Origin of the sequence: Kitasatospora sp. NPDC059088, assembly GCF_042738155.1 — a bacterium.
Taxonomy (GTDB): domain Bacteria; phylum Actinomycetota; class Actinomycetes; order Streptomycetales; family Streptomycetaceae; genus Kitasatospora.
Window position 1 is genome coordinate 30,752 of the sequence record NZ_JBHYGR010000010.1, and the last position, 22,421, is coordinate 53,172.

The window sequence follows — 22,421 nt, forward strand, 5'->3', positions numbered from 1 at the left end:
CGCGGGCCCCCCCACACCCCCACCCCCCCCCCACCCCCCGGTCAGGGGCCGCCCCACGCCGAGGAGGCGGTGGCGATCTGCGACGAGGAACTGCTGGCCCTGCGGGACGTCCCGGACAGCCACGGGGCCGCCCACGCCCTCGGGATCCGCGGCCGCGCACTGCACGAACTCGGCCGCCACGACGAGGCCCTGGCCACCTACCAGGAATGCCTGGAGCTGTGCCGCACGGCCGGTCTGCCCCGCCAGGAGGCAATGGCCCGCTACCGGCGCGCCGACACCCTGCGGGTGACCGGCCGGCCCGCGGAGGCCCTGACGGAGGCCCGGGCGGCGGTGACCCACCTGGAGGGCGCGCGCGACGGCGAACGCGACCTGGCCTACGCCCTCCAGATCCTGGCCCGGACCGAGGCCGGCCTCGGCGACCGCGCGGCGGCCGAGGTGCACGCGGCCCGGGCGTACGCCTCGCTGGCCGCCCTGGGACTGCCGGAGGCGGCGGACGCCCGGGAACTCCTCGACCGGCTGCGCTCCGAGGTCTGAGCGGCGGATCCCCCGGGGATCCGCCGCGGTCGGGGCCGGGCGGCTCAGAGCTGCCCGCCGGACGGCAGCGGCCTGGAGGCGATGGTGTTCCACTCGTTGGTCTCGTCGATGTGCACCCTGGGGTCACCGTTCACCCCGGCCAGGGCCGCCGCCCCCGGCTGGAACGTCACAGCCGACGCCGACACCCGGGCGGAACCCTCCGCCCCGGCCGGGGCGGCCTGGGCGGCCGGGGCCGCGAGCAGCACGGCACCGGTGGCGAGGCCCAGCAGGGTTGCGGCGCGCTTGGCGGCGTTCGGAACACGGTTCATGGGGGACTCCAGTTCGTTGCGGAGGCAGTAGCGCCGGCCCACCGGAGTGTGTGCCGACCCGGTGAGCTTCGCAGCCGCCGATAGACAAATGATCAACGCCCCTCACGGGCAGCTAGACCGGGAAGCCGAGCGTCGGGCCGGGGCGGGGGGTGCCGATGTGGAGGGCGCTGAGGCTGGTCAGCCCGGCGGTGGGGAGGCCGAGGGCCTCGTCGGTGGCGGCGCAGGAGGCGTCGGAGCGGATCCGGGCGGACAGGCCGAGGGCGGCCGCCGCGAGGGCGGCGCGTTGCAGGGCCAGCCCGGCCTCGATGTGGGCCAGGCGGTACCAGCGGTCGCCGTACGCGTCGATGCCCGCCTCCAGGGCGGCGACCGGCAGGACCGTCAGGGGCGCCTCCAGGTAGTCCAGCCGGGTCGGCGGCGCGGCCAGCCCGGCGGCGATCCGTCCCGGTGCGCCGGGCGGGACCGGCAGCGGGGCCAACTCCCCGTCGCGGTAGGCGTAGCAGCCCGCGGCGAGGCCGGTGACGTCGCGGACCACGCAGCACAGCGCGACCGCGGCGGGTGCCGTCGCGACCCCGGCGAGGTCCCCGGGGTACCCGGCGGCCGCGGCGCCGAGCAGCGCCGCCAGCGCCCGCCGGTCCATCGGCACCGGCAGGAACCCGTTGCTCGCCGAGGCGCGCCGCGCGACCCCCGCGCGGAGGCCGGCCGAGCCCAGGGGGGCCGCGTCGGGCAGCCGGATCGCCGCCCCGGGCGCGGACACGGGCGCGGGCAGCGGCCGGGCGGGCTGGACCGCGTCCGGCCGTTCGGTCAGCGAGGCCCCGTGCACGGCGGCGGTGTAGGGCAGCAGCCCCAGGATCGAGGTCGGCGGTGTCTCCGGTACGGCCGCCACCGACGGCAGCGACGGCGGCTCGCCGGGGCCCGGGCCGGCCGCCGGGGCGGCCGGGTGGCGGAGCGTCAGGACGGCCGTCACGCTCTGCCCGTAGGGGTCGAGGCCGAGCAGCGCGTCGACCGGCCGGTCGTCCTGGCGCAGCCGCACCCCGACGGCCGCGCCCAGCGCCTCGGCGACCGTCTGGGCCTGGGCGAGCAGCACCCCGGTCTCCTGCTGTTGCAGCCGGTAGCCGAACTCCCGGTACTTCACGGCGCTGCGCCAGAACACCGTCGTGAGGACGAGGACCAGGTCGGGCACCTCGCCGGTGCCCGGCGCCAGGGCCCTGCGGTGGTCCCCCGGGCGGACGGCGACCAGCCGGTGCCCGACGCCGTCGTAGTGGTACACCGCCGCCGGCAGGCCGGGGGCCGCGCCGAGCGCGAGGTACGCCTCGATCGGGTAGCGGGCGCCGCCGCTCGGCGCGGGGCGGCAGTCGCCCTGGCCGGGCGGGGCGGCGAGCGCGGTGCCCGTCGCCGGGTCCACCGGGTACATCCAGTTCGCCCTGGTCCGGCCGAGCAGTTCGCGCATCAGCGTGCCCAGGACGGCCGGCCAGTCGTGGGCGCCGTCCGCCGGTTCCCACGGCAGCGGCACGGTGGGGCGGTCGGCGTGGACGAGGTGTGCGGGCGGGAGCGGGCCCGGGGACTGCGGGAGCGGTCCGGGGTGGCGGCCGTACGGCAGGTAGGCACGGGCCGCCGCTCCCGGTGCCGGGTCGGTGGGAGGAGCGCTGGGTGACACGGGTGACCTCTGCGGAATGTCGTGGCGGTCCGGTCTCGGCCGGTCGCGCGGGGCGGATCGGTCGCCCGTGGCGGATCGGTCGCGGCGGTTCAGGGGAACGGGTGCGGGTCCGGGTTGAGCTCCGCCGGGGTGAGGTCCCGGTCGCGGTGGCCCAGCAGCCGGGGCACCGTCAGCAGCCGTGGCAGCCCGTGGGTGCGCCGGAACCGGTGCCCGAAGGTCATCGGCAGCGTGCCGGGGACCAGCACCTTGACGCAGGCCAGCCCGCCGGCCCGGTGTTCGGCCGAGGTCTGGTCGACCACCACCACGTCCAGGCCGGTGCCGGTGAACCGGCCGACCAGTTCGGTGAGGTCCCCGATCAGGTCCCGGTGCTCCGGCCAGGGGGTGCCGGCGGCCACGGCGGCCAGCGGCACGGGCGGCGCGCCGGCGCCGAGGAAGCCCAGCCGTTCCCGGGCGGCCGGGTGGCCGTACAGGGTGGCGTGGTCGTCCATCGTCCGCACCTCGGCCGGGTCCGCCAGCATCCGGGCCGCCCGGTCCGGGTCGTGCCGGCGGTCGGCGCCGGACAGGAAGCCGGTGAGCTCGGAGAGGCTGCGCAGCAGGGCCCGTTCGGCCGTCAGCGCGGTGCCGGCGCCGCAGAGCAGGTCCAGCCCGCGCGGCGTGGCGGATCCGGCGGCGGGGTCGGCCTCGGCCAGGACCCAGAACGCGGGCACCCGGTGCTCGGTGGTGGTGGCGAACGCGCGCAGCCGGTAGCCGAGCCGGTGCCGGGCGAGCTCGGCGAGCAGCGGGATCCGGCGGTCGGCGGCCGAGGCCAGGTCGACCTCGGGGACGGGCAGCCGGGCGTACCAGGTGAGCAGGAAGGCGTCCCGCTCGGCGACCTCCAGCAGCCCGTGCAGCACCGCCTCGGCCGGGCTGTTGCCGAGGGCGCAGCCGTTGGACGTCTCGAACACGAAGGAGTCGTCGAGGTGGCCGCGGTTGTAGTAGGCGTAGCTCTCGGGCACCAGGACGGGCAGGCCCCGGGCGAAGGAGTACCCCCACACCCAGCGCAGTTCCCGGTCGGGGGTGTACGGCGCGAACGGGAAGCCGGGGAGGCCGTGCTGCTCGGGGTGGTGCAGGCCGAGCCCCTGGGGGTCCACGGCGTGGTCCGCGATGTCGCGGAACCGGGCCGTGACGGTGGTGCGCCGGCCTCGCGGGGCCTCGCCGCCCAGCCGCTCCAGGGCCTCCAGGACGGCGGCGAGCCGGGTGGAGCCGAGGTCGGTGGCGTGACCGTAGCCGTTGGCGCTGGCGTGGACGGCCCGGGAGGGGGCCGTCCGGGCGGTGGCGCACAGGGCGGCGGGGGTGGACCAGGTGTCCACCGAGGCGATCACGCCGGTGACCGGGTCGACGTAGCGGTCCGCGAGGACCTCCGGGTCCGGCTGGGCGGTACGGGGCACGTCCGGGTGGAGCTTCGGCGCGGGCGGCAGCGCGAGGACGGCCGCCGCCGCGCTGTCGGCCGGCAGGGCGCCGCAGTCCGGGCAGTACGGGTGCGGCAGCAGGGTGCTGCGGGAGGTCTCGCCGGTGTCCGCCGCCACCCGCAGCACCGCGTCGACGGTGCGGGGCGGGAGCGGGCCGACGGTGGGACCGGCGAAGGCGGCGAGCCGGGCCGTCTCCTCGCTGACGAGGCCTCGGACGGCGTCGAGCAGCAGCGGGTTGGTCCGCAGCGCCGGCAGGTCGGGCGGGAGCAGCTCACGGTGGGCCGGCTCCGCGCTGTTGTCGCGCTCGCGCAGCTCGGCGCAGCCCGGGCAGCCGGGGCGGCCGGGGAGGCCGGCGGGCCCGAGGACCACCTGTCCGGCGAGCAGCCGGACCGGCAGCCAGGGGCGGCGGTGCGCGGCCGCCCAGGCGCGGCCCCGGCGCAGCGGTTCGAGGTCGCCGGGGCCGGCGGTGGTGACGACCAGGACGTCCGCGACCTCCGGGAGGTCCGGGAGGTCCGGGCCGGGCTGCGCCGGGTCGGCGGCGGTGACGGTCCGCCGGTCGGGGGCGGCGGCGAGCCAGGGCGAGCCGAGCAGCGCGACGGTGACCGCGCCGCGGGCGGGTGTGCGGAGGTCGGTCACGGGAGCAGCACCACCCGGGTGAGGTCGGGCAGGACGGCGGTCGCCTGCGGGTCGAGGTCCAGCGGGACGGCGACGGCCCGCAGACCCGTGGTGGTCCGCAGCGCCGCGGCCAGCGCCGCCAGGTCGGGGTCCGGGGCGGCGGCCATGTGCGTGGCCGCGGGCTCGGGCACGGCGACCGCGACCGCGGGCACGGGCACGGCAACCGGCGGAACCGGCTCGGGCCGGTACCCGGGCTGGTCCTCCGTGCTGGACTGCCAGGCCAGCAGCGCGCGTTCGGCGGAGCGGGCGACCGCCTCGGCCAGGTCCCGTCCGGCGGCGGCGACGGTCCCGGTGCCCAGCCGGGTGGCGCAGGCCGGCACGCCGGTCACCGCGGTGAGGTCGTACAGGGCGGGCTCGCCGACCGTGCCGAGCAGCCGCAGCAGGTGGCCGGTGCGGGGGTCGGCGGCGAAGTCCGCCGGATCGAGTGCGGTGGCCCCGGCCCGGGCGGCGCCGCGCGCCCGGGCCAGCAGGGCCTCGACCTGGTCGGCGAGGCCGAGCCAGTGCGCCTCCTCGGGCGAGCGGCCGCCGGCCGTGCCGCGCAGCCGCTGCCCGGCGGTGCGGTCCGGGAACGCGGTCGGCACCGGGACGGGGACGGGCCGGCCGTCGGCCAGGTCCACGCCCTGGAGGGTGGTCCGGCCCTCGTCCGCGGCCCGGCCGGCGGTCGCGTCCGCGGCGTAGGCCGCCAGACCGGCCAGCACGGCGGTGGCCCGCGCCTCGTCCCGTTCGAGGCCCGAGCCGATGGCCGGTACGTCCAGCGGCTCGCCCCGGTAGCCGTGCGGGACGGCCCGGCAGACCCAGAGCGGGGACTGGGTGAAGTCGGCCTCGTCCACCGCGCCGAGCAGGCCGGTCCGGGCGTCGACGACGCGCGCCGCGCGGACCAGCAGGTCGGCGTCGGCAGCGGCGTCGGCGGCGGCAGCGGCATGAGCGTCGGCGGACGGCGTCGCCGCACCGCTGGTCGGGGCCGCCGGGTGGGGCAGGACCAGGTGCCGGGAGCCGGCCAGGGTGTGCAGGTCGGTGCGGGCCAGGGTGGGGGCGGCGGAGGTCCCGGGGGCGGGCGGCAGGTCGTCCAGGCCGGTCAGGGCGCGGAACAGGCCGAGCACCAGCCGGTGCGCGAGCAGGCCCGGGACGGCGCCGCCCAGCGGCGCCTCGCGTTCTCCGTCGCGCGGCGGCAGCAGCCGGCGCCAGCCGGATGCGGCGGCCCCGGCGTCGGCCGGACCGAACCAGGCCTCGGCGCCGCCGAGCAGCAGTTGGGCCGGGGTCAGGCCGGCGGCGGCGCAGTGCTCCGCGGTCGCGAGGAGCGCCCGGCGGGCGGCCCCGAACCCCTCGTGCGCCGTCCGGACCTCCAGCACGGCCCCGACCCGCGGCCGCTCCGTCAGCTCCGGCCGCTCCGACCGGTCCGACCGGTCCGACCGGTCCGGCAGGTCCGACCCGTCCGTCAGGTGCACCCGCTGGTCCTGGTCCCGTCGCTGCGCCGACGCGAACCGGTCCAGTGCGGTGAACGCGGCCGGTTCGGCGACCACTTCGACGTCGCGGCACCCGGTCCGCAGCAGCGCGCGCAGCGCCGCCTCCCGGAGCGGCCCGTCGGCGATCAGTCGCACCCGGGTGTCCCGGTAGCGCTGGAAGCGGTGCTCGGCGGAGTCCAGCGCGTGCCGCAGGAACGCGATCTCCGGTGCGTACTCGCGCAGTTCGTGCTCGGCGAGGCCGTGCGGCCGGTCCTCCCGGGCGTCCTTGACGAAGCCGAGCCGGTGCAGGCGCAGCACGAGGTCCCGTACGGCGCCCTGCTTGTCCGCCGGGAGCGGGGCGGTCAGTTCGTCCAGGGTGTGCCGGCCGGTCAGGTGCGGGGTCAGCCGTCGCAGCCACTCGTACGCCTGTGCCCCGGGCAGGACCCAGGAGCGGTGGCCGGCGTGCAGGTAGGCGCCCTCGGGGACCGGCACGCAGCGGACGTCGTCGTTGAGTCTGGGTCGCATCCGGCTCAGCTCCTCTGCGGGTCGGTGGTGGCGGGGACGGCTCCGGCGGGGTGGAGCTCGGTGGGGGCGGCTCCGGCGGGGTGGCGCTCGGCGTAGGCGCGGGCCCGGTCCAGCGCGCTGACCCCGAAGGCGTCCTCGACGGTGCGGGCCGTCAGGTAGCAGAGCAGGAAGCGCTGGGTCATCGAGAGGCCCAGCCGGTCGAGGTGGGTGTACAGCTGGTTGATCGCCAGCCGGTGGCCGCGGAACCAGGTCGTGGACATCACCTCGCTCCGGTACGACGCGTTGCCGAGCAGCAGGCCGAGCAGTTCGCCGAGTCGCGGCTCGGCGAGCAGGGGGGTGCGGGCGGCGTGGTCCAGGTCGATCAGGCCGCCCTCCAGCAGCGGCAGGGCGGCGGCCTTCCGGTCCCGCACGTACCCGGCGAACTCGGTGACGAAGGGCAGCCGTCCGGTGCCGTCCAGGGTGTCGAGCACCGCGGCCAGGTCGTCGCCGAGTTCGCCGCGCAGCTGCTGGAACCGCGCCTCGAAGGCGGCCCGGACGTCGTCCGGTTCCGCGCACTGGGCGAAGAAGCCCTCGGCGTGCGAGGCGAAGGACATGAAGCCCCGGGACACCGGCGGCAGGCTGGTGTGCGCGAAGGCGAACATCAGCCACAGCGCGGGCCGCAGCCGGCTGTGGCCGGTGCGGCGGACGTGCTCCAGGACGGGGAGGGCGAGCCGGCTGCTCGCGGCGTGGCCCTCGTCCAGCAGTTCGGCCAGCCGCGGGCTCCCCAGGACGTGCCGACGGTCCTCGTACGGCTCGCTCTGGAGGGTGTTGTCGGGGTACCACGGCGACAGCGGGCCGCGCTCGTCCAGCAGGGCCGCCCTGCGGGCGTGGCCCGCGGTCTCCCGGGCCTCGTCGAGGACGGCGGTGGACGGGCTGCGCCGCAGGAAGGCGGCCAGCCGCTGTTCGGCGGCCGGCTGCACGGTCCCGCGCCAAGCACTGTCCGTGGTACGGAAGTTGAGCCGCACGTGCGGGCCGCGCCGCCAGTGGCGCTGGAAGTACGGCTGCTCGATCACGTCGGCGAGCTCGGCGAACAGGGGGCGGACGGCGTCCAGCAGCAGCGCGTCCTTGTCGTCCTGGTAGTAGCGGATCTGGAGGCTGCGCCAGTGGGTGTCAGTCACGGTGGTACCCGGTCCTCGCGGGGTCGGTGGATGGGCCGGCGCGACCGGCGCCGGAGGGGGCTGCGGCCAGCCCGGACTCGACGAGGCGCCGGATGCGCTGCTCGACGCCGTGGTCGAGGCCGAGCCGGTTGTGCAGCAGGTGGACGCAGCGCAGCAGCACGGCCAGCACCGCGCGCCGCCCGGGCGCGGCGGAGCCGGGCGGCGGGACGGCGGTGGGGTGGGGGGCGGTGATCCGCAGCCGGCCGCGGGCGTCCAGGTCGAGCAGGTCGGCCCGCAGCTCGCGCACCGAGCGCAGCCAGCGGTCCTTCGGTCCGTCGCCGGTGACCGGGCCGTCCGCCTGCCGCCGGGCACGGGCCACCCGGTCCGCCATCGCGGGATCGGTCGCGCCGCCCGGGCGGGGGCGCAGCGCGGCGGCCAGCCGGTCCCGGTCGGGCTCCCAGACCGCGAGCGCCAGGATCAGCGCGTCCGCGCCGAAGCCCGCGCGCTGCGGCCCGGTCGCCCCGTCGGCGAGCAGCCCGAGGGCGAGGTCGCTGGAGAGGGTGAAGTGCCGCTCCACTGCGCGGACCGCCTCCGGCCCGCCGAACACCGACTCCTCGGGCCGGTACCGGATCTCCTCGACGGCGTCGTGCTCGCGCACCGAGCGGTCGTGGTCGGCGAGCCCCTCGGCGGCGGCCAGCCGCTCGGCCCAGGCCGCGTAGTCGGCGGCAGGCATCCGGCCGGCGGACGGGTGGGTGTCGAGGTGCCGGCCCAGCGCGGTGCGGGCCCGGTCCCGCACCGCCTCCGCCCGGGCGGCCGTGCGCGGCAGCAGCCGCAGCCGCAGGTGCGGGCCGCCCTCCCAGTACCGCAGGTAGAAGTACTCGTCGATCAGCCCGTCCCGCCGCAGGTCGGCGACCAGCGGCCGGACGGTCCGCACCAGCAGCGCGGTGGCGTCGGCCGTGCTGAACGCGTGCAGGCTCAGCCACTCCCGGCCGCTCCCGCGCCCCGGCTCAGCCACGACCGGCCCCCGCCGTCCGAGGGTCGGCACCCGGGGCGACCTCGGGGTCGACACCCGGGTCGGCAGCGGAGTCGGCACCGGGCTCGGCACTCGGCTCGGCACTCGGGTCGACCTCGACGACGTACTCCACGACCCGTCGTCCGAGGTCGCCGAGGACGGGCGCGGCCACCGGGTCGGGCAGCGCCTCCTGGAACAGCAGGACGCGGTCGGGGCGGGTGAGCAGCCGGTGGAACAGCAGGACCAGGTCGGGGTTGGCGAGGTCGAGGAACATCGGCTTGCGGTCGCGCAGTTCCCCGAGGTCCCCGGGGCGCTGCGGTTCCCGCCCGCCGGCCGGCTGCCGCGGCGCGGGGCGGTCGGGGACGGCCCGTACGAAGGTGCGCTCCGGCACGCCGTGCCGGCGGGCCCAGTCGGTCAGCCGCAGCAGGTAGTGGGCCTCGTGCTCGCCGCGGCTCTGCCGCGGGACGGCGTCGGCCCGCACGCACCACGAGGCCCGGGCCACGACGACCCGGCCCACTGCGGTGCGCGGCCGGTGCAGGACCTCCCGGGAGTGCGCGGCGGGCGTGGTCGTCAGCAGCTCCCACAGCCCGGCCGAGGGCCCGGGGGTCTCGCCGAACAGCCTGACCAGGAGCAGCATCAGCGGCGGCAGCAGCCGGTCGGCCATGGTGCCCAGGTGCAGCGGCCGGACCTCCGGCCCGTCCGGTCCGTGGCGCAGCACGAGCCGCCGCCGGTCCGGGTCGTGGTCGACGAAGAGCTCGGCGGCGGGCAGGCGCTCGGCCGCGGGCCGGTGGCTGTCGACGCCCGGGGTGTCGATCTCGAAGCGGACGCCGTCGGCCCGCAGGTTGAGGTTGCTGCCGAAGGCGCCGCCGCTCTCGGCGAACAGCACGCCGCCCGGGCGGTCCGCCGGACCGTCGGCGGGTTCTGCCGTCCGGTCGGCGAAGTCCCCCTTCTCCTGGGCGAGTTCCGGCAGGACGCGGCGCAGCCTGGCGGTGCCGTGCCCGTGGCCGGCGCCGACGCCGTTGAGGACGAGGTCGAGGTCGCCGTCGTCGTCCCGGCCGGCCTCCTGCACGTAGCAGGACAGCGGTCCCGGGGCCGACCGGTGGGGGGCCAGGTCGGCGAGCAGCCGGTCGACGGCGCGGGCCGGGAGGCGGACGACGCCGTCCCTGTCGGCGGGGTGGTCGCGCAGGAAGCCGATCGCCTCGGCCCGCAGCCCGGCGAGCTCCCGGACGGCGGGCACCGGGCTGGCGCCCGGCGGGTGCCCGCCGGCCGTGGCCGGGTTGAGCAGGGCGCGCAGTTCGGCCGCGGCGCTGCCGGGGCGGGCGTCCCGGAGCCGGGTGACGAGAGCGCGGTGGAACAGCGGGAACGGGACGGGCCCGGCGTGGTCGGCGAAGACCTCGGCCGCGACCAGCCGCAGTGCGGCGTCGGGCCGGAACAGCGCGAGCAGCCGCCCGACGGCGGCGAGGTCCGCGAGCGCGCCTGCCCAGCGCTGGGGGTCGCCGTGCAGGACGACCTCGGTGAAGACGGCGTTCTCGTGGAAGAGGTTCTTGCGGGGCGGCGCCTGGGTCCGGTCGCCGGGCGTGCCGTAGGTCTCCAGCAGGCCGGTGATCTCCCGGTCCACCCCCCGGTGCAGCGCCGTCCGGACCGCCGCCGACGACCCTGGGTAGGCGGCCAGGGCGCGCCGGACGGCCTGCAACTGCCGCTGTCCGTCGGGGAGTTCCCAGCGTTCGAGGTGGCGCAGCAGCTCGCCGAGGTGGTCCGGGGACTGGTCGGCGAACGGCAGCCCCGCCTCCAGCAGGCCGACCTCGACGAGTCTGGCGAGGTAGGCCGTCGCGGTCTCCGTCACAGTCGTCGCCGAGGTTGCCGCCGTCACCTCCGCTACCGCCGCCACCGCGTCGGGCCGGGCGGCCGACCCGCCGGCGCGGGCCGCGAGGTGGTCGCGCAGTTCGGCGGCGGCGCGCGGGCCGCCGGCCCGCAGGAGGTCGACGCAGGCCCGGGCCGCTCCGTCCGCGGCGACCGACAGCACCCGCTCCGACCAGCCCGGTGCGACGAACCAGAAGCGGCCGTCCTCCTCGCACAGCGTCGGATTGACCCGCAGCACCCGGCCGCGCGGCGGCGTGCGGGGCCCGGCCAGCGCGTGCGCCAGCCGCTGCATCACCCAGACGTTCGGCTCGACGACGCTGTGCCAGGCCGTCGCGCCGGTCGGCGCGACGGCGGAGCCGCAGCGGCGCCACTCGCCGAGGCCGGTCACGGTGAAGGTGGCGTACGGGCTGGTCTTGGCGGCCGCCCGGGCCAGGTACTTGACCAGGCGCAGCCTGGTGCGGCGGGCCGGCTCGGTACCGGCCGGGGAGTCGAGCCACGCGGTGAGCGCGTCCGAGAGCATCGGGTTGCCCTGGACCAGCCCGTGGCGGAAGGCCGGGTTCGCGGTGTGGCGGCGTACGGCGGACAGGGCGTCCGGGAGGTCGCGGTCGTAGCGGTCCGGGAGCGCCGCGAAGTCCGCCCGGTGGGCGCGCAGGGCGGCCAGCCAGGCGTCGATCCGTTCGGCGAGGGCGGTCGGCAGGGCCTGCCGGACCTGGTCCGACCAGACCGCGGGGCCGGGCACGCTCGCGCCGTGGAGGCTGCGGCGCAGCGCCACCACCCGCGGTTTCAGCTCGGAGCCGGCCAGCGCGCCGATCACCGGGTGGCAGGCGTCGGCCAGGCGCGTGCCCTCGTGGGCCAGCCGGTCGCGTTCCGCGAGCAGGTGGTCCACCGCGGAGCGGACGGCCGGTCGGCGCAGTTCGTGCAGGGCGTCGGCCGGCAGTCCCGCGACGCGGACGGCGAACCGGCGGACGGCAGGGGTGGTGGGGGGAATCACGGTGGGAACGCCGTTTCGTCTCCGGAGGGTCCGACGGGCTCTTCCCAGCGCGCCGGAGGGGTACCGCCGGTCAGTCACCGGTGGTCGTGCTGCCGGGGAGCGTCCCGCAGGCCCTCGCCGGGTCCGACGGGACCGACGGGACCGGCGGGACCGGCGGGACGCTCCTCAGTGGCTACCCGTCGGGCGGGTGCCCTGCCCGATCGATCAGGTCAGGCTGAAGTAGCAGTGGCAGCCGTAGGGGGCGCAGGAGGCGCCGACCTCGGTGTGCGCACTGTCGGTGGCCAGCGAACCGATGGCGTCGCCCTCGGCGAGCTCGATGCCGGTGACGTCCAGGGCGTCCAGGTCGAGCGAGTTCAGCTGCATGTCCATGGTGACGGTCCTTCCTCTCGTTCCGTCGGCCCGTTCGGGCTGACAGGAGAACCTTCACAAGCGCCGATCTACAGCCGATATACGGAGAGCGCCGTCTCCGTCCACGGCCCGGACACCCTCCGGTGGCCCGCCTCCGGCCCGGTAAAGTTAGCTGAGGCACACCTAACTTGTACGGACCGGGGAGAGAGATGGCGAGGGACGGCCAGGAGGCCAGGCGCCCGCACGGCGAGCTCGTGGCGGACGTGCTGGCGGTGCTGTGGGCGGCCGGGGAGCCGCTGACCGCCCAGCAGGTCAAGGGCGCCCTGCACCAGGACCTCGCCCGGACGACGGTGGCGACGATCCTCACCCGCCTGCACGAGAAAGGGACCGTGGCCCGCACCCGGCCGGGGCGTTCCTTCGCGTACGCGCCCGTCGCGGACGCCGCCGGGCTGGCGGCCGGCCGGATGCGCCGGGAGCTGGAGAAGGAGCCGCACCGGGACCTCGTCCTGAAGCGGTTCGTGTCCTCGCTCTCGGCGGACGACGGGGACGCCCTGCGCCGCCTCCTCCTCGAAGCGGAGGGCGGATCCCCCGCGGCCGTGGCGGGCGAGGGAGTAGCGGGAGCAGCGGGAGGCGGAGCATGACGCTGTTCCTCGTGATCGTCGCCCTCGCCGTCGCCCTGCCCTGGGCAGCGGTGCCCGCGGCGGACCGCCTGGCCGGACTGCTCCCGCCCCGCGCGGCCTCCTTCGTGCTGACCGGGGCGGCGGTGCTCCTCGCGGGCGGCACGCTAGCGGCGCTGGTCGGCCTCCTCCACGTGCCGTTCCTCGCGGGGCTGGAGCACATGGCGCTCGGCCGGGTGGTCGCGGACTGGCCGGCGGCGCTGCCGGTGGCCTGCGCGGCCGGGGCGCTGCTCGCCGCGCAGGCGGTCCGGCTCGCGCTGGCCGCGCGCCGCCACCGCGCGCTGCTGGCGCGTGCCTGGGAGCTGACCGGCGCGGCCACGCCCGGGAGCGACCTCCTGGTCGTGCCGGGCGAGGAGGCGGAGGCCTTCGCCCTGCCCCGCCACCGGGGGCGCGCCGGCCGGGTCGTCGTGACGGAGGGCATGCTCAGGGCCCTGACACCGTCGGAGCGGGCGGTGCTGCTCGCGCACGAGCGGGCCCATCTGCACGGACGCCACCACCTGCTCGCGGGTGTCGCCGACCTGGCCGCCGCCGTCCATCCGGCGCTGGGGCGGCTGCGCACCGCCCTGGAGTTCCACCTGGAGCGGTGGGCGGACGAGGCCGCGGCCCGGGTGGTGGCCGACCGGCGGACCGCCGCGACCGCCATCGCCCGGGCCGCGCTGGCCGGTGCCGGTGCCGGTGCCGGACGGTACGGCGGCGGCCGGTACGGCGACGGACGGCACGGCGGCGGCCGGGTGCTCGCCGTGGACACGGGGCCGGTGCCCCAGCGGGTGCAGGCGCTGCTCGGACCGGAGCCCGCCGGGCCGCAGGGGCGCGGACCACGCCTGGCCGCCGCCGCGTTCTGCGTCGCGGTCGTGTGCTCGGCCCTGCTGGCCGTCGGGCTCGCCTACGGCCTGCACGAGTACGTGGAGTACGCGGCGGAGCGGATCGCCGGCCGCTGACGCGTGAGCGGTGCGGCGGGGTGCGGCCCGGTGGCAGCCCGGTGGCGGCCCGGTCAGGCGCGGCCGAGGACCTGGGTGACGGTGATCTCGATGACCACCCGGTCCGGGTTCTCGCGCGGCGGGCGGTAGCGCTCGGCGTAGCGGCGCTCGGCGTCGGCGACCTGCTCGGCGGCGTCGCGCACCACCGCGACGCCCTCCAGGGTGGACCAGCGGGCCCGGTCCACCTGGCAGACCGCGACGCGCAGGCCCTCGGGTCCGGCCGCCGCCACGTTGCGCGCCTTGCGGCTGGTGCGGCTGGTGATCACCCGGGCGGTGCCGGTCTCCGGGTCGAAGGTCACACCGACCGGCACCACGTGCGGGGTGCCGTCGGGCCGGGTGGTGGTCAGGGTGGCGATGTGCCGCTCGCGCCAGAAGGCGAGGAAGGCGTCGTCGAGGTCACGCGGGTCATGGGCCATGATCGCGATCGTACGGCCCCGGGGGCGGCGTCCTCCCCGGGGGCCGTACGGTAACGCGGCGAGCAGCCTTGGGACTGCGTACGGGGCCTCAGTGTCCGCGGGCGATCCACTCCGGCAGGGCCGGGGCCTCGGCGCCGATGGTGGTCGGGTCGCCGTGGCCGGTGCGCACCACCGTGTCGGCCGGGAGCGACAGCAGCCGCTCGCGGATGGACTCGATGATGGTCGGGAAGTCCGAGAAGGAGCGCCCGGTCGCGCCCGGCCCGCCGTGGAACAGGGTGTCGCCGGTGAACACGGTGCCGAGCCCGGGGGCGTGGAGGCAGACCGCGCCGGGCGCGTGGCCCGGGGTGTGCAGCACGGTCAGCTCGGTGCCGGCCACCTCGATCCGCTGCCCGTCGGCGAGTTCGCCGTCCGGGAGCCGTTCGGGGTGGGTGAGCTTCCACAGCGGGAGGTCGTCCGGGTGCAGCAGGATCGGCGCACCGGTGCGCGCGGCCAGCTCCGGGGCGGCGTCGATGTGGTCGTTGTGGGCGTGGGTGGAGACGATCGCCAGCAGCCGGCGCCCGCCGAGGGCCGCCTCGATGGCCGCGGCGTCGTGCGCGGCGTCGATCACCACCGCCTCCTCGTCGTCGCCGACGATCCAGACGTTGTTCTCCACCTCCCAGCTGCCGCCGTCGAGTTCGAAGGTCCCGGCGGTGACCAGGCGGTCCACTCGGGTGGTCACAGGATCACCACCGAGCGGAGGACGTCACCGTGGTGCATGCGCTCGAAGGCCTGCTCCACCTCGTCGAGCCCGATCCGCTCGGTGACGAAGGCGTCCAGGTCCAGGCGGCCCTGGAGGTGGAGGTCGATCAGCATCGGGAAGTCCCGGGAGGGCAGGCAGTCGCCGTACCAGGAGGACTTGAGCGCGCCGCCGCGGCCGAAGACGTCCAGCAGCGGCAGGTCCAGGGTCATCTCCGGGGTCGGCACGCCGACCAGGACGACGGTGCCCGCGAGGTCGCGGGCGTAGAACGCCTGCTTGTAGGTCTCGGGGCGGCCGACGGCCTCCACCACGACGTCGGCGCCGTTGCCGCCGGTGAGCTCGCGGATCGCCTCGACCGGGTCGGTGGTGCGGGAGTTGACGGTGTGGGTGGCGCCCAGGGAGCGGGCCTTCTCCAGCTTGCGGTCGTCGATGTCCACCGCGATGATCTTCGCCGCGCCCGCCAGCCGGGAGCCCATCACGGCCGCCCCGCCGACGCCGCCGCAGCCGATCACGGCGACGGTGTCGCCGCGGCCGACGTTGCCGGTGTTGATCGCGGCACCGAGGCCCGCCATCACGCCGCAGCCCAGCAGGCCCGCGACGGCCGGGTCGGCGGCCGGGTCGACCTTGGTGCACTGGCCCGCCGCGACCAGGGTCTTCTCGGCGAAGGCGCCGATGCCCAGCGCCGGGGACAGCTCGGTGCCGTCGAGCAGCGTCATCTTCTGCTTCGCGTTGTGGGTGGCGAAGCAGTACTGCGGGCGCCCGCGCTTGCAGGCCCGGCACTGGCCGCACACCGCGCGCCAGTTGAGGACGACGAAGTCGCCCGGCTCGACCTCGGTGACGCCCTCGCCCACCGACTCCACGACACCCGCGGCCTCGTGGCCGAGCAGGAACGGGAACTCGTCGTTGATGCCGCCCTCGCGGTAGTGGAGGTCGGTGTGACAGACGCCGCACGCCTGGATCCGCACCACCGCCTCGCCCGGCCCCGGGTCCGGCACCACGATCGTGGTCACCTCCACGGGTGCGCCCTTGGCGCGCGCGATGACTGCCTTGACCTGCTGGGCCATCCGATTCCACCTCCGTCGGCCGGTACGGCTACGCACCGGCGTGACCTGCGACAAACGACTGCGAGAGAACTCTAGAAGCACTTCCGAAGGAGTGCCTACGAAGGGTAGCGCCCGCCCGGCCGGGCGCATGTGCCACAGGCATGCCCGGCAGTCCTGCCGGGCCCACCGGGCACTCGCCCCCGCGCGGCCCCGGCGCGGCCCCGGACCAGGGGCGCGCGGGCGGCGGTGAGCGCCCGTCAACGTGCCACGAACTGCCCGGAAAGCGCCACCGTTGGCTGGAAGTGCCGCAGACGGGCACCCCGCCGTCCACGTACGGTCGTAGCAGAGACGGTCCACGCGACCACGCTCAGCACACCCGCCCCACCTGACGGCACGCCACCGCGCGCCGCTCGTGCCGGGCGCGTACCGACCGTACGCCCCCGCACGTTTCGCGCCATCCCGCGCCATCCCGCGGACGGGCCCGCGCCCCCGCGCGGGCAGCGTTCCCGGTCCCACCGCGTCCCACCGCACCGCCGGCCCCGAGTCGAGCCGCCCCGGCCGAACCGCCCGTCCCGCACGAACCCCGGATCCACCCCCCGTCGGGCCGCCCCGCGCGGTCCCTGCCCTGGAGTCTGGAGTACGGATGTCCACCGAGAACAGTGCGACCGGTGCCGGCACCGGCACCGCCCCGCTCCCCCCGATGCACTGCCTGCGCCACCTGGAGCCCGGTCCGCCCCGGCTCGCGGCGCTGCCCACCGGCACGCCGGTCTGGCTGGTCAGCCGGCACGCCGACGTCCGGCAGGTGCTCACCGACCCGCGGCTCGGGCGCGCCCCGCTCTACGCGCCGGACGCCCCGCCGCTCATGGTCACGCCCAACATCCTGGACGACCCGCAGAGCATGCTGAACATCGACGGCACCGAGCACCAGCGGCTGCGCCGCACCGTGCAACGGGCCTTCACCCCGCGCGCGATCGCGCGCTGGAAGCCCTGGGTCGCCTCGGTGATCGAGTCGCTGATCGACGAACTGATCGACCACGGCTCGCCCGCCGACATTGTCGCCACCTACACCCGGCCGCTGCCGGTCCTGGTGATCAGCCGGTTGATGGGCCTGGACAACCTCGACAGCAAACGGCTCGCCCACTGGAGCGACCACGCGCTCTCCACCACCGCCCACAGCGCCGAGGCGATCGCCACCGCGATGACCGAGTTCGCGGCCTTCGGCGCCGAGGTGATCGCCGAGCGCCGCGCGGAACCCGGCGATGACCTGGTCAGCAGCCTGCTGTCGGCCGCCGCCGAGGACGGCTCGATCACCGAGGGGCAGCTGATCGCCCTGGTCATCGGCCTCGTGGTGGCCGGTCACGAGACCACCATGACCAGCCTCGGCAACGCCCTGGTCTACCTGCTCCAGGACGGCCGGGACGCCTGGCAGCGGCTCGCCTCCGACGAGGCCAGCGCCGCCGCCGCGACCGAGCAGATCCTGCGCGCCGTACCGCTCGGCGACGCCGCCGAGCACATGCCCGGGCTGCTGCGCCGCACGGTGGAGGACGTCGAGATCGGCGGGGTGGTCATCCCGGCCGGCAGCGTCGTCGCCGCCGACACCGGCACCGCCAACCAGGACCCGGAGGTCTTCACCGGGGACCTGCGCACCGAGCTGTTCTCCCCGCTGGCCGCGCCGATGCTCACCTTCGGCGCCGGACCGCACCACTGCCTGGGCGCCTGGCTGGCCCGGATGGAGCTGGAACTCGCCCTGCACCGGCTGGCCCGCCGGCTGCCCGCGCTGCGGCTGGCCGACGAGGCCCGGGACATCGACTGGCGGCGCGGGCTGCTCACCCGCAGCCCCAACACCCTGAGGGTCACCTGGTGACGGGGGGTCCGACCGGGCCCGCCGACCCGGCGGCGGCCGAATCCGTGCTGGTCCGGGTCGACCGGGACCGCTGCATCGGCTCCGGGATGTGCGCCCTGAGCGCCCCCGGGTCGCTGGCCCTCGACACCGACGGGCAGGCCCGGCCGGTGGCCGGGTACGCCGTCGGCGGAGCGCAGTTGACGGACGGGCTGACCGAAGCGGTGGAGTTCTGTCCGGTCGAGGCGCTCACCCTGTTCTCGGCCCGGGGCGGCTACCGGATCGAACCTGCGGAGTGACGCACCGGACGGAGTGACCCGCCGGACGGTGTGACCCGCCGGACCGGGTGACCACCTGATCCGGTGCCCCGTGACCTTCTGATCCCCGGTGTCGTGTCGACGGCCTCCGCCGCGCACGGCACCGGGGATCAGCGTGCGTCGCGGGCTCCCCCGCGCGGGGCGGCGGCCAGGGCGGCGCGCAGTTCGGCGGCCGGGTCGCCCTCGTGGTACGGGCGTTCGCTGGGCTCGATGTGGTCCAGGAACTCCTGGTAGCGCAGCGCGTAGGACACGTGGTGGAGCGGAGCGGCGAGTTCGAGGGCGCGGTGCGGGTCCGAGCCCGGGGCGTGCTCGCGCCAGGCCGCCGTCCAGACCTCGGCGTGGTGGTGCCAGGCCGCCGGGGTGAGGTAGGCGCGGGGGCGCAGCCCGTCCAGGGCCGGGTGGCCGAGGCAGGCGTCGGCGTAGTCGACCACGACCGGGCGGGCGTCGCCGGTGCGCCAGTTGCCGGGGTGGAAGTCGCCGTGCAGCAGTGTCTCCGGGAGGCCGCAGGCGGCCAGTTCGTCCAGCAGCGCGGGCAGTTCGGCGGCGAACCGGTGCAGTCGGTCGCGTTCGGGTGCCGTCAGGTCGGTCTCGGCGGGGAGCCGGTCCAGCAGCGCCGTCAGTTGGGTGTGCAGCATGGTGGGCGTGCGGTCGCGCAGGCCGGCCAGGGCCGTGGGCCGCCCGGCCAGCGCGGCCTGGGCGGCGACGAAGCGCGGGACGACGTCGGCGACGGTCGCCTCGCTCGGGCTCCAGCAGTCCTCGCCGGGGACGTGGTCGAGCAGCAGCCGGCCGGCGGCCGGGTCGGCGGCGAGAACCGGCGGGACGAGGGCGGGGTCGACGCCGCCGAGCAGCGCGATCACCTCCCCCTCGGCGGCGTTGAACTCCGGGCCGGTGGTCTTCAACCAGGCGTCGGCCCCGACGGGGGAGGGGAACCGGAAGAGGCCGGAGAGGTTCCAGGTCCGGATCTGCCGCGCCGCCCCGGTCGGCCGGCCGAGGTCGGCGAGCCGCTCCCGCGCCCATTCCAGCGCGGAGCGCAGCCCGTCCGGGGTGGCCCAGGCGGCCCGCCGGGCGGCGGGGGCCAGCAGCGCGGCCGTCCCGGCGTCCGGCGGGCGGGGCGTCCGGGCGGCGGGCGCCCGGAGCGCCTCGGCGTGGTAGCGGACCCGGCCGCCGTGGCCCGGGTCCGCGCTGTGCCCGTCGAGGAGTCTGGTCACCAGCACCGGCACGCCGGCCAGTTCGGTGGCCCGGGCGACCACGCCGTCCACCGCCGACCACCAGCCGAGGTCCGTCTCGAAGGGGCCCAACTGCCCGTAGTAGGCGCCTTCGTGGGTGAGGTCGACGGTCACGGTCCGGCTGTTCGCTCGCTGCATCCGAGCAGCTTCGCCCACGGAGCGAGGCGGTGGCGACCGGTTTTCCCGGGAGGCGGACCCGTTCGTCGCGGGAGCCACCGTGAGGCTGCGCTGCCCGGAGCCTCCTGCCGGCGTTCCCACCCGGTCCGTCGCACCCGGGAGTCGTCACCGGGATCGACGTCAGAGGTCGTCGAGCGGCTCGTCCAGGACGCCTTCGCGCGCGATGATGTAGCCGAGGTGGCCCCGGCTGCGGCTGCCGAGGAGCTCGCTGGCCTTCTGGATGTGGCTGGAGACCGTACGGGTGCTCATCCCGAGGCGGCTGGCGATCGCCTCGTCGGTGAACCCGTTGACCATCAGCCGCAGGACGTTGCGGCGGGTGCGGTCGGTGAGCAGCTGGGGGCGGTGGTGGCCCTCCAGGTAGGTGACGGGCTCGGCGCGTTCCCACATCAACTCGTAGATCTTGAGCAGGTACTCGACCAGGGGCGGGAACTGGATGAGCACCGCGGCGGCCTCGCGCTGGGCGCCGGCCGGGATGAAGGCGGTGGAGCGGTCGCAGATGATGATCCGGTCGAAGACCTCGTTGAGGGTGCGCACCTGGGCGCCGCGGGCGGAGACCTGCTCGATGTAGGCGAGGGTCGGGCCGTGCGAGCGGACGGTGTGCTGGTAGAGGGTGCGCTGGCGGACGCCGCGTTCGGCGAGGGCGAGGTCGCGCGGGAGGGCGGCGGCCAGGTGGTCGGCGCCGCGGCCGCCGCCGGGCTGGGCGGTGCGCAGTTCCTCGGTGCAGGCCGCGACGGCCTTCTCCAGCGCCGGGTTGATCTCTTCGCCGGCCAGCAGGCGGATCGGGAGCTGGGCCTGTCTCATCACGTCGCGGTAGGCGTGCTCGGCGGCGGTGAAGGCGGTGCGCAGTTCGGCGAGCTGCTCCTGGTGGGCCAGCACGGCGAGTTCGAGCGGCCGGGTCAGGCCGGTGACCGCGAGGTCGGGCGGGACGGGGGCGAGCCGGTGCCCGGCGCCGGGCAGGGTGCGCAGCAGGCCCATGCTGACCAGGCATTCCGGGGCCTGTCCGGCGCTGGCACCGCCCTCGGCGAGTGCGATCCGGTAGAACTCGACCCCCCGGTCACACAGTTGGGGTGTCCCCATTTCCGCGCTGGTGTCCTGGGATAGGCACATCTGGGCATCCTTCCGGCTTCGGCATTGCGCTTTCACGAATGCCCGCACCGGCAACAGCCAGACGTCCGGAAGGGCAGGATGGTGCTCACCTGCCGTTCGGACGCATCCCCCCCGGGCCACGACAGCCGCGAGTGTACGCCCTAAAGGCGCGGAAATCAGCGGTTGACGGCGAAACCGGGCATGCCCGGCAACGGCGTCCGACGGTGGTGACGGCGAGGACGACCGTACCCGGCTGCGGTAACGGGCGGATGGCCGCCGCATTGCGCGCGTCGCCCCGTCAGGGCGGCCGGAGCGAAGGGCCGGTGGACCGGCCCGGCCGACGGACGGACGGAGGGCACCCCCTTGTTGCGAGCTGATCCCGACCCGCCCCCGCCGGTGGAGACGCCCGGCCCGGTGGACCGAGCCGGACCGGTGGATCCGGCCGGGCTCGTGGACCCCGCAGGGCTGGTGGATCCGGCCGGGCTGGTGGACCAGCGGCTGGTGCGGCAGCTCGCCGAGGCGGCCGCGGCCCAGGTCGGTGCGGGCTCGGTGCAGTTGCTCGGCGACGGCGGCCTGCTCCAGGCGCTGGCCAAGCAGTTGATCGAGCGTGCGCTGGAGCTGGAGTTCCAGGAGCACCTGCGCGGCCCGGGCACCAACAACCCCGCGGGGGCGGCCGGCGGCCCGGGCGGCTCCGGCGGGCCCGCCGGCCACCGCGGCCCCAACGGCCCGAACGGCGCCCGGGCCAGGCGGTTGCTGACCGAGATCGGGCCGGTCGAGGTGCGGGTCCCCCGGGACCGGGAGGGCAGCTTCGCCCCCCGTACGGTCCGCCCCCGGGCACGCCGACTGCCGGGACTGGACCGACTGGTGGTCTCGCTCACCGCGCGCGGCCTCAGTTCGGGCGAGCTGGTGGCGCACCTGGCCGAGGTGTACGGGGTGGAGATCAGCCGGGAGACCGTCTCGGTGATCACCGACCAGGTCCTCGACGAGCTCGCCGACCGGCGCGGGCGCCCGCTGGACCCGGTGTACCCGGTGGTCTTCGTCGACTCGGTGCGCAGCGGGCGTTCGGGCGGCCCGCTGGTGCACCTGGCGCTGGGGATCTCCACGGACGGGCTGCGCGAGGTGCTGGGCCTGTGGCCCGCCGAGGACGGCGAGCAGTGGCCGCAGGTGCTCGCCGGGCTGGCCGAGCGCGGGGTGCGCGAGGTCTGGGTGCTGGTCGGTGCCGCCGGTGCGGGGCTGGCCGAGGCGGCGGCCGCGCGGTGGCCGCGCACCGTGGTGCACACCTCGGTGGCGCACCTGCTGCACGCCGCGCTGCGGCACGCGCCGGGCGAGGACTGGGGCGGGCTGGCCCGGGTGCTGCACGAGATCTGCACGGCGCCCACCGAGGCGGCGGCGCTGGAGCGGCTGGGCCGGGCCGAGCGGGAGTGGGGGCCGGGCCACCGCGAGGTGTTCCGGGTCTGGCGGGCGGCGTGGCCGCTGCTCGCGCCGGGGTTCCGGTTCGGCCCGGAGGCACGGCGGCTGCTGGCGGGCGGGGGTGCGCTGGAGCGGCTGCACGCCCGGCTGCGCCGGATCGAGCAGGCCGCGGGGCGGGTGCGGGACGAGCGGGCCGCGCTCAAGCGCGTCTACCTGGCGACCCTCGCCCTGGAGTCGTCGGCCGGGGCCCGCCGGCCGTGGACCGGGGACTGGCCGGCCGTCCGTGCGGAGCTGCGCCGGGGCTCTCGGCGCTGATGCCGTCCAACTGCCTCTGCTTTACCGATAGTTGACCTTATCTCAGCAATCCCGGCCGTGACCTGTCGTGGGCGCTCCCGACCTCCGTCGGCCCGGGCTCCCGGCCTCCGCGGTGGGGTTCCGGCCGCGCCGGGCCGCCGTGCGCCCGCCTTCCCACCACTGATCTGACAGACCCAGGTGTTCTTTGCATCAGTTCTGCCCGATTTTGGCACAGTCTGTTCACGCTTCCGGTTCCCGCATTGCGTGATCCCGATAACGGCCAGAGCTT

Annotated in this window: 19 protein-coding genes; 6 read left to right on the forward strand and 13 right to left on the reverse strand. The window is 76.7% G+C overall.

Translation table 11 applies throughout. The features are described from left to right. The first annotated feature begins 69 nt into the window (after positions 1-69). On the forward strand, positions 70-534 hold the full coding sequence (locus ACFWXO_RS07130; protein ID WP_380522674.1) for a tetratricopeptide repeat protein: 465 nt from the start codon (positions 70-72) through the stop codon (positions 532-534). Between the two features lie 44 nt (positions 535-578). Here the strand turns inward: ACFWXO_RS07130 and ACFWXO_RS07135 are convergent, their stop codons facing one another. The 8 genes from ACFWXO_RS07135 to ACFWXO_RS07170 form a co-directional block, all read right to left on the reverse strand. After that, positions 579-842 (reverse strand): hypothetical protein, encoded by a 264-nt coding sequence (locus tag ACFWXO_RS07135; RefSeq protein ID WP_380522675.1) that lies wholly within the window; start codon positions 840-842, stop codon positions 579-581. 112 nt (positions 843-954) lie between these two features. After that, entirely contained in the window at positions 955-2,496 is a 1,542-nt protein-coding gene (locus tag ACFWXO_RS07140) for a SagB family peptide dehydrogenase (protein ID WP_380522676.1), read from the reverse strand. Positions 2,497-2,585: 89 nt separating this feature from the next. Continuing rightward, positions 2,586-4,580: a TOMM precursor leader peptide-binding protein gene (locus tag ACFWXO_RS07145; protein ID WP_380522677.1), complete on the reverse strand. Its 1,995-nt coding sequence runs from the start codon at positions 4,578-4,580 to the stop codon at positions 2,586-2,588. Then, entirely contained in the window at positions 4,577-6,586 is a 2,010-nt protein-coding gene (locus ACFWXO_RS07150; protein ID WP_380522678.1) for a hypothetical protein, read from the reverse strand. Before ACFWXO_RS07150 ends, ACFWXO_RS07145 begins: the two co-directional genes overlap by 4 nt. Before the next feature lie 5 nt (positions 6,587-6,591). Next, the gene (locus ACFWXO_RS07155) at positions 6,592-7,743 is read right to left on the reverse strand and encodes a thiopeptide maturation pyridine synthase (RefSeq protein ID WP_380522679.1); all 1,152 of its coding nucleotides are present in this window, start codon (positions 7,741-7,743) and stop codon (positions 6,592-6,594) included. Next, positions 7,736-8,737: a lantibiotic dehydratase C-terminal domain-containing protein gene (locus ACFWXO_RS07160; protein ID WP_380522680.1), complete on the reverse strand. Its 1,002-nt coding sequence runs from the start codon at positions 8,735-8,737 to the stop codon at positions 7,736-7,738. The genes ACFWXO_RS07155 and ACFWXO_RS07160 overlap by 8 nt, the downstream gene beginning before the upstream one ends. Next, entirely contained in the window at positions 8,730-11,585 is a 2,856-nt protein-coding gene (locus tag ACFWXO_RS07165; protein ID WP_380522681.1) for a lantibiotic dehydratase, read from the reverse strand. The genes ACFWXO_RS07160 and ACFWXO_RS07165 overlap by 8 nt, the downstream gene beginning before the upstream one ends. A gap of 204 nt (positions 11,586-11,789) precedes the next feature. Then, positions 11,790-11,954 carry a hypothetical protein gene (locus ACFWXO_RS07170; RefSeq protein WP_360234200.1) on the reverse strand — a complete coding sequence of 55 codons (165 nt, stop codon included), beginning with the start codon at positions 11,952-11,954 and terminating at the stop codon, positions 11,790-11,792. A gap of 188 nt (positions 11,955-12,142) precedes the next feature. On the opposite strand from ACFWXO_RS07170, the gene ACFWXO_RS07175 reads away from it, so the two are divergent. Next, positions 12,143-12,574: a BlaI/MecI/CopY family transcriptional regulator gene (locus ACFWXO_RS07175; RefSeq protein WP_380522682.1), complete on the forward strand. Its 432-nt coding sequence runs from the start codon at positions 12,143-12,145 to the stop codon at positions 12,572-12,574. Continuing rightward, positions 12,571-13,548, forward strand: a complete 978-nt coding sequence (locus ACFWXO_RS07180; RefSeq protein ID WP_380522683.1) for a M48 family metalloprotease — start codon at positions 12,571-12,573, stop codon at positions 13,546-13,548. Before ACFWXO_RS07175 ends, ACFWXO_RS07180 begins: the two co-directional genes overlap by 4 nt. Before the next feature lie 53 nt (positions 13,549-13,601). On the opposite strand, the gene ACFWXO_RS07185 is transcribed toward ACFWXO_RS07180, so the two are convergent. The 3 genes from ACFWXO_RS07185 to ACFWXO_RS07195 form a co-directional block, all read right to left on the reverse strand. After that, positions 13,602-14,003, reverse strand: a complete 402-nt coding sequence (locus ACFWXO_RS07185; RefSeq protein WP_375891640.1) for a pyridoxamine 5'-phosphate oxidase family protein — start codon at positions 14,001-14,003, stop codon at positions 13,602-13,604. Between the two features lie 88 nt (positions 14,004-14,091). Then, entirely contained in the window at positions 14,092-14,721 is a 630-nt protein-coding gene (locus ACFWXO_RS07190) for an MBL fold metallo-hydrolase (protein ID WP_380405249.1), read from the reverse strand. Beyond that, positions 14,718-15,803: an S-(hydroxymethyl)mycothiol dehydrogenase gene (locus ACFWXO_RS07195; protein WP_375891644.1), complete on the reverse strand. Its 1,086-nt coding sequence runs from the start codon at positions 15,801-15,803 to the stop codon at positions 14,718-14,720. Before ACFWXO_RS07195 ends, ACFWXO_RS07190 begins: the two co-directional genes overlap by 4 nt. Before the next feature lie 622 nt (positions 15,804-16,425). Here ACFWXO_RS07195 and ACFWXO_RS07200 point away from each other — a divergent pair. Both ACFWXO_RS07200 and ACFWXO_RS07205 read left to right on the forward strand, forming a co-directional pair. Then, the gene (locus ACFWXO_RS07200; RefSeq protein WP_375891646.1) at positions 16,426-17,646 is read left to right on the forward strand and encodes a cytochrome P450; all 1,221 of its coding nucleotides are present in this window, start codon (positions 16,426-16,428) and stop codon (positions 17,644-17,646) included. Beyond that, positions 17,643-17,921 (forward strand): ferredoxin, encoded by a 279-nt coding sequence (locus ACFWXO_RS07205; protein WP_380522684.1) that lies wholly within the window; start codon positions 17,643-17,645, stop codon positions 17,919-17,921. The genes ACFWXO_RS07200 and ACFWXO_RS07205 overlap by 4 nt, the downstream gene beginning before the upstream one ends. 128 nt (positions 17,922-18,049) lie before the next feature. On the opposite strand, the gene ACFWXO_RS07210 is transcribed toward ACFWXO_RS07205, so the two are convergent. Both ACFWXO_RS07210 and ACFWXO_RS07215 read right to left on the reverse strand, forming a co-directional pair. Further along, on the reverse strand, positions 18,050-19,303 hold the full coding sequence (locus tag ACFWXO_RS07210) for a phosphotransferase family protein (protein WP_380522685.1): 1,254 nt from the start codon (positions 19,301-19,303) through the stop codon (positions 18,050-18,052). Positions 19,304-19,462: 159 nt separating this feature from the next. Continuing rightward, the gene (locus ACFWXO_RS07215) at positions 19,463-20,449 is read right to left on the reverse strand and encodes a LuxR C-terminal-related transcriptional regulator (RefSeq protein WP_375891652.1); all 987 of its coding nucleotides are present in this window, start codon (positions 20,447-20,449) and stop codon (positions 19,463-19,465) included. A 393-nt stretch (positions 20,450-20,842) separates the two neighbouring features. Here ACFWXO_RS07215 and ACFWXO_RS07220 point away from each other — a divergent pair, with 393 nt between their 5' ends. Next, positions 20,843-22,153 (forward strand): IS256 family transposase, encoded by a 1,311-nt coding sequence (locus tag ACFWXO_RS07220; RefSeq protein ID WP_380522686.1) that lies wholly within the window; start codon positions 20,843-20,845, stop codon positions 22,151-22,153. Positions 22,154-22,421 lie beyond the last annotated feature (268 nt).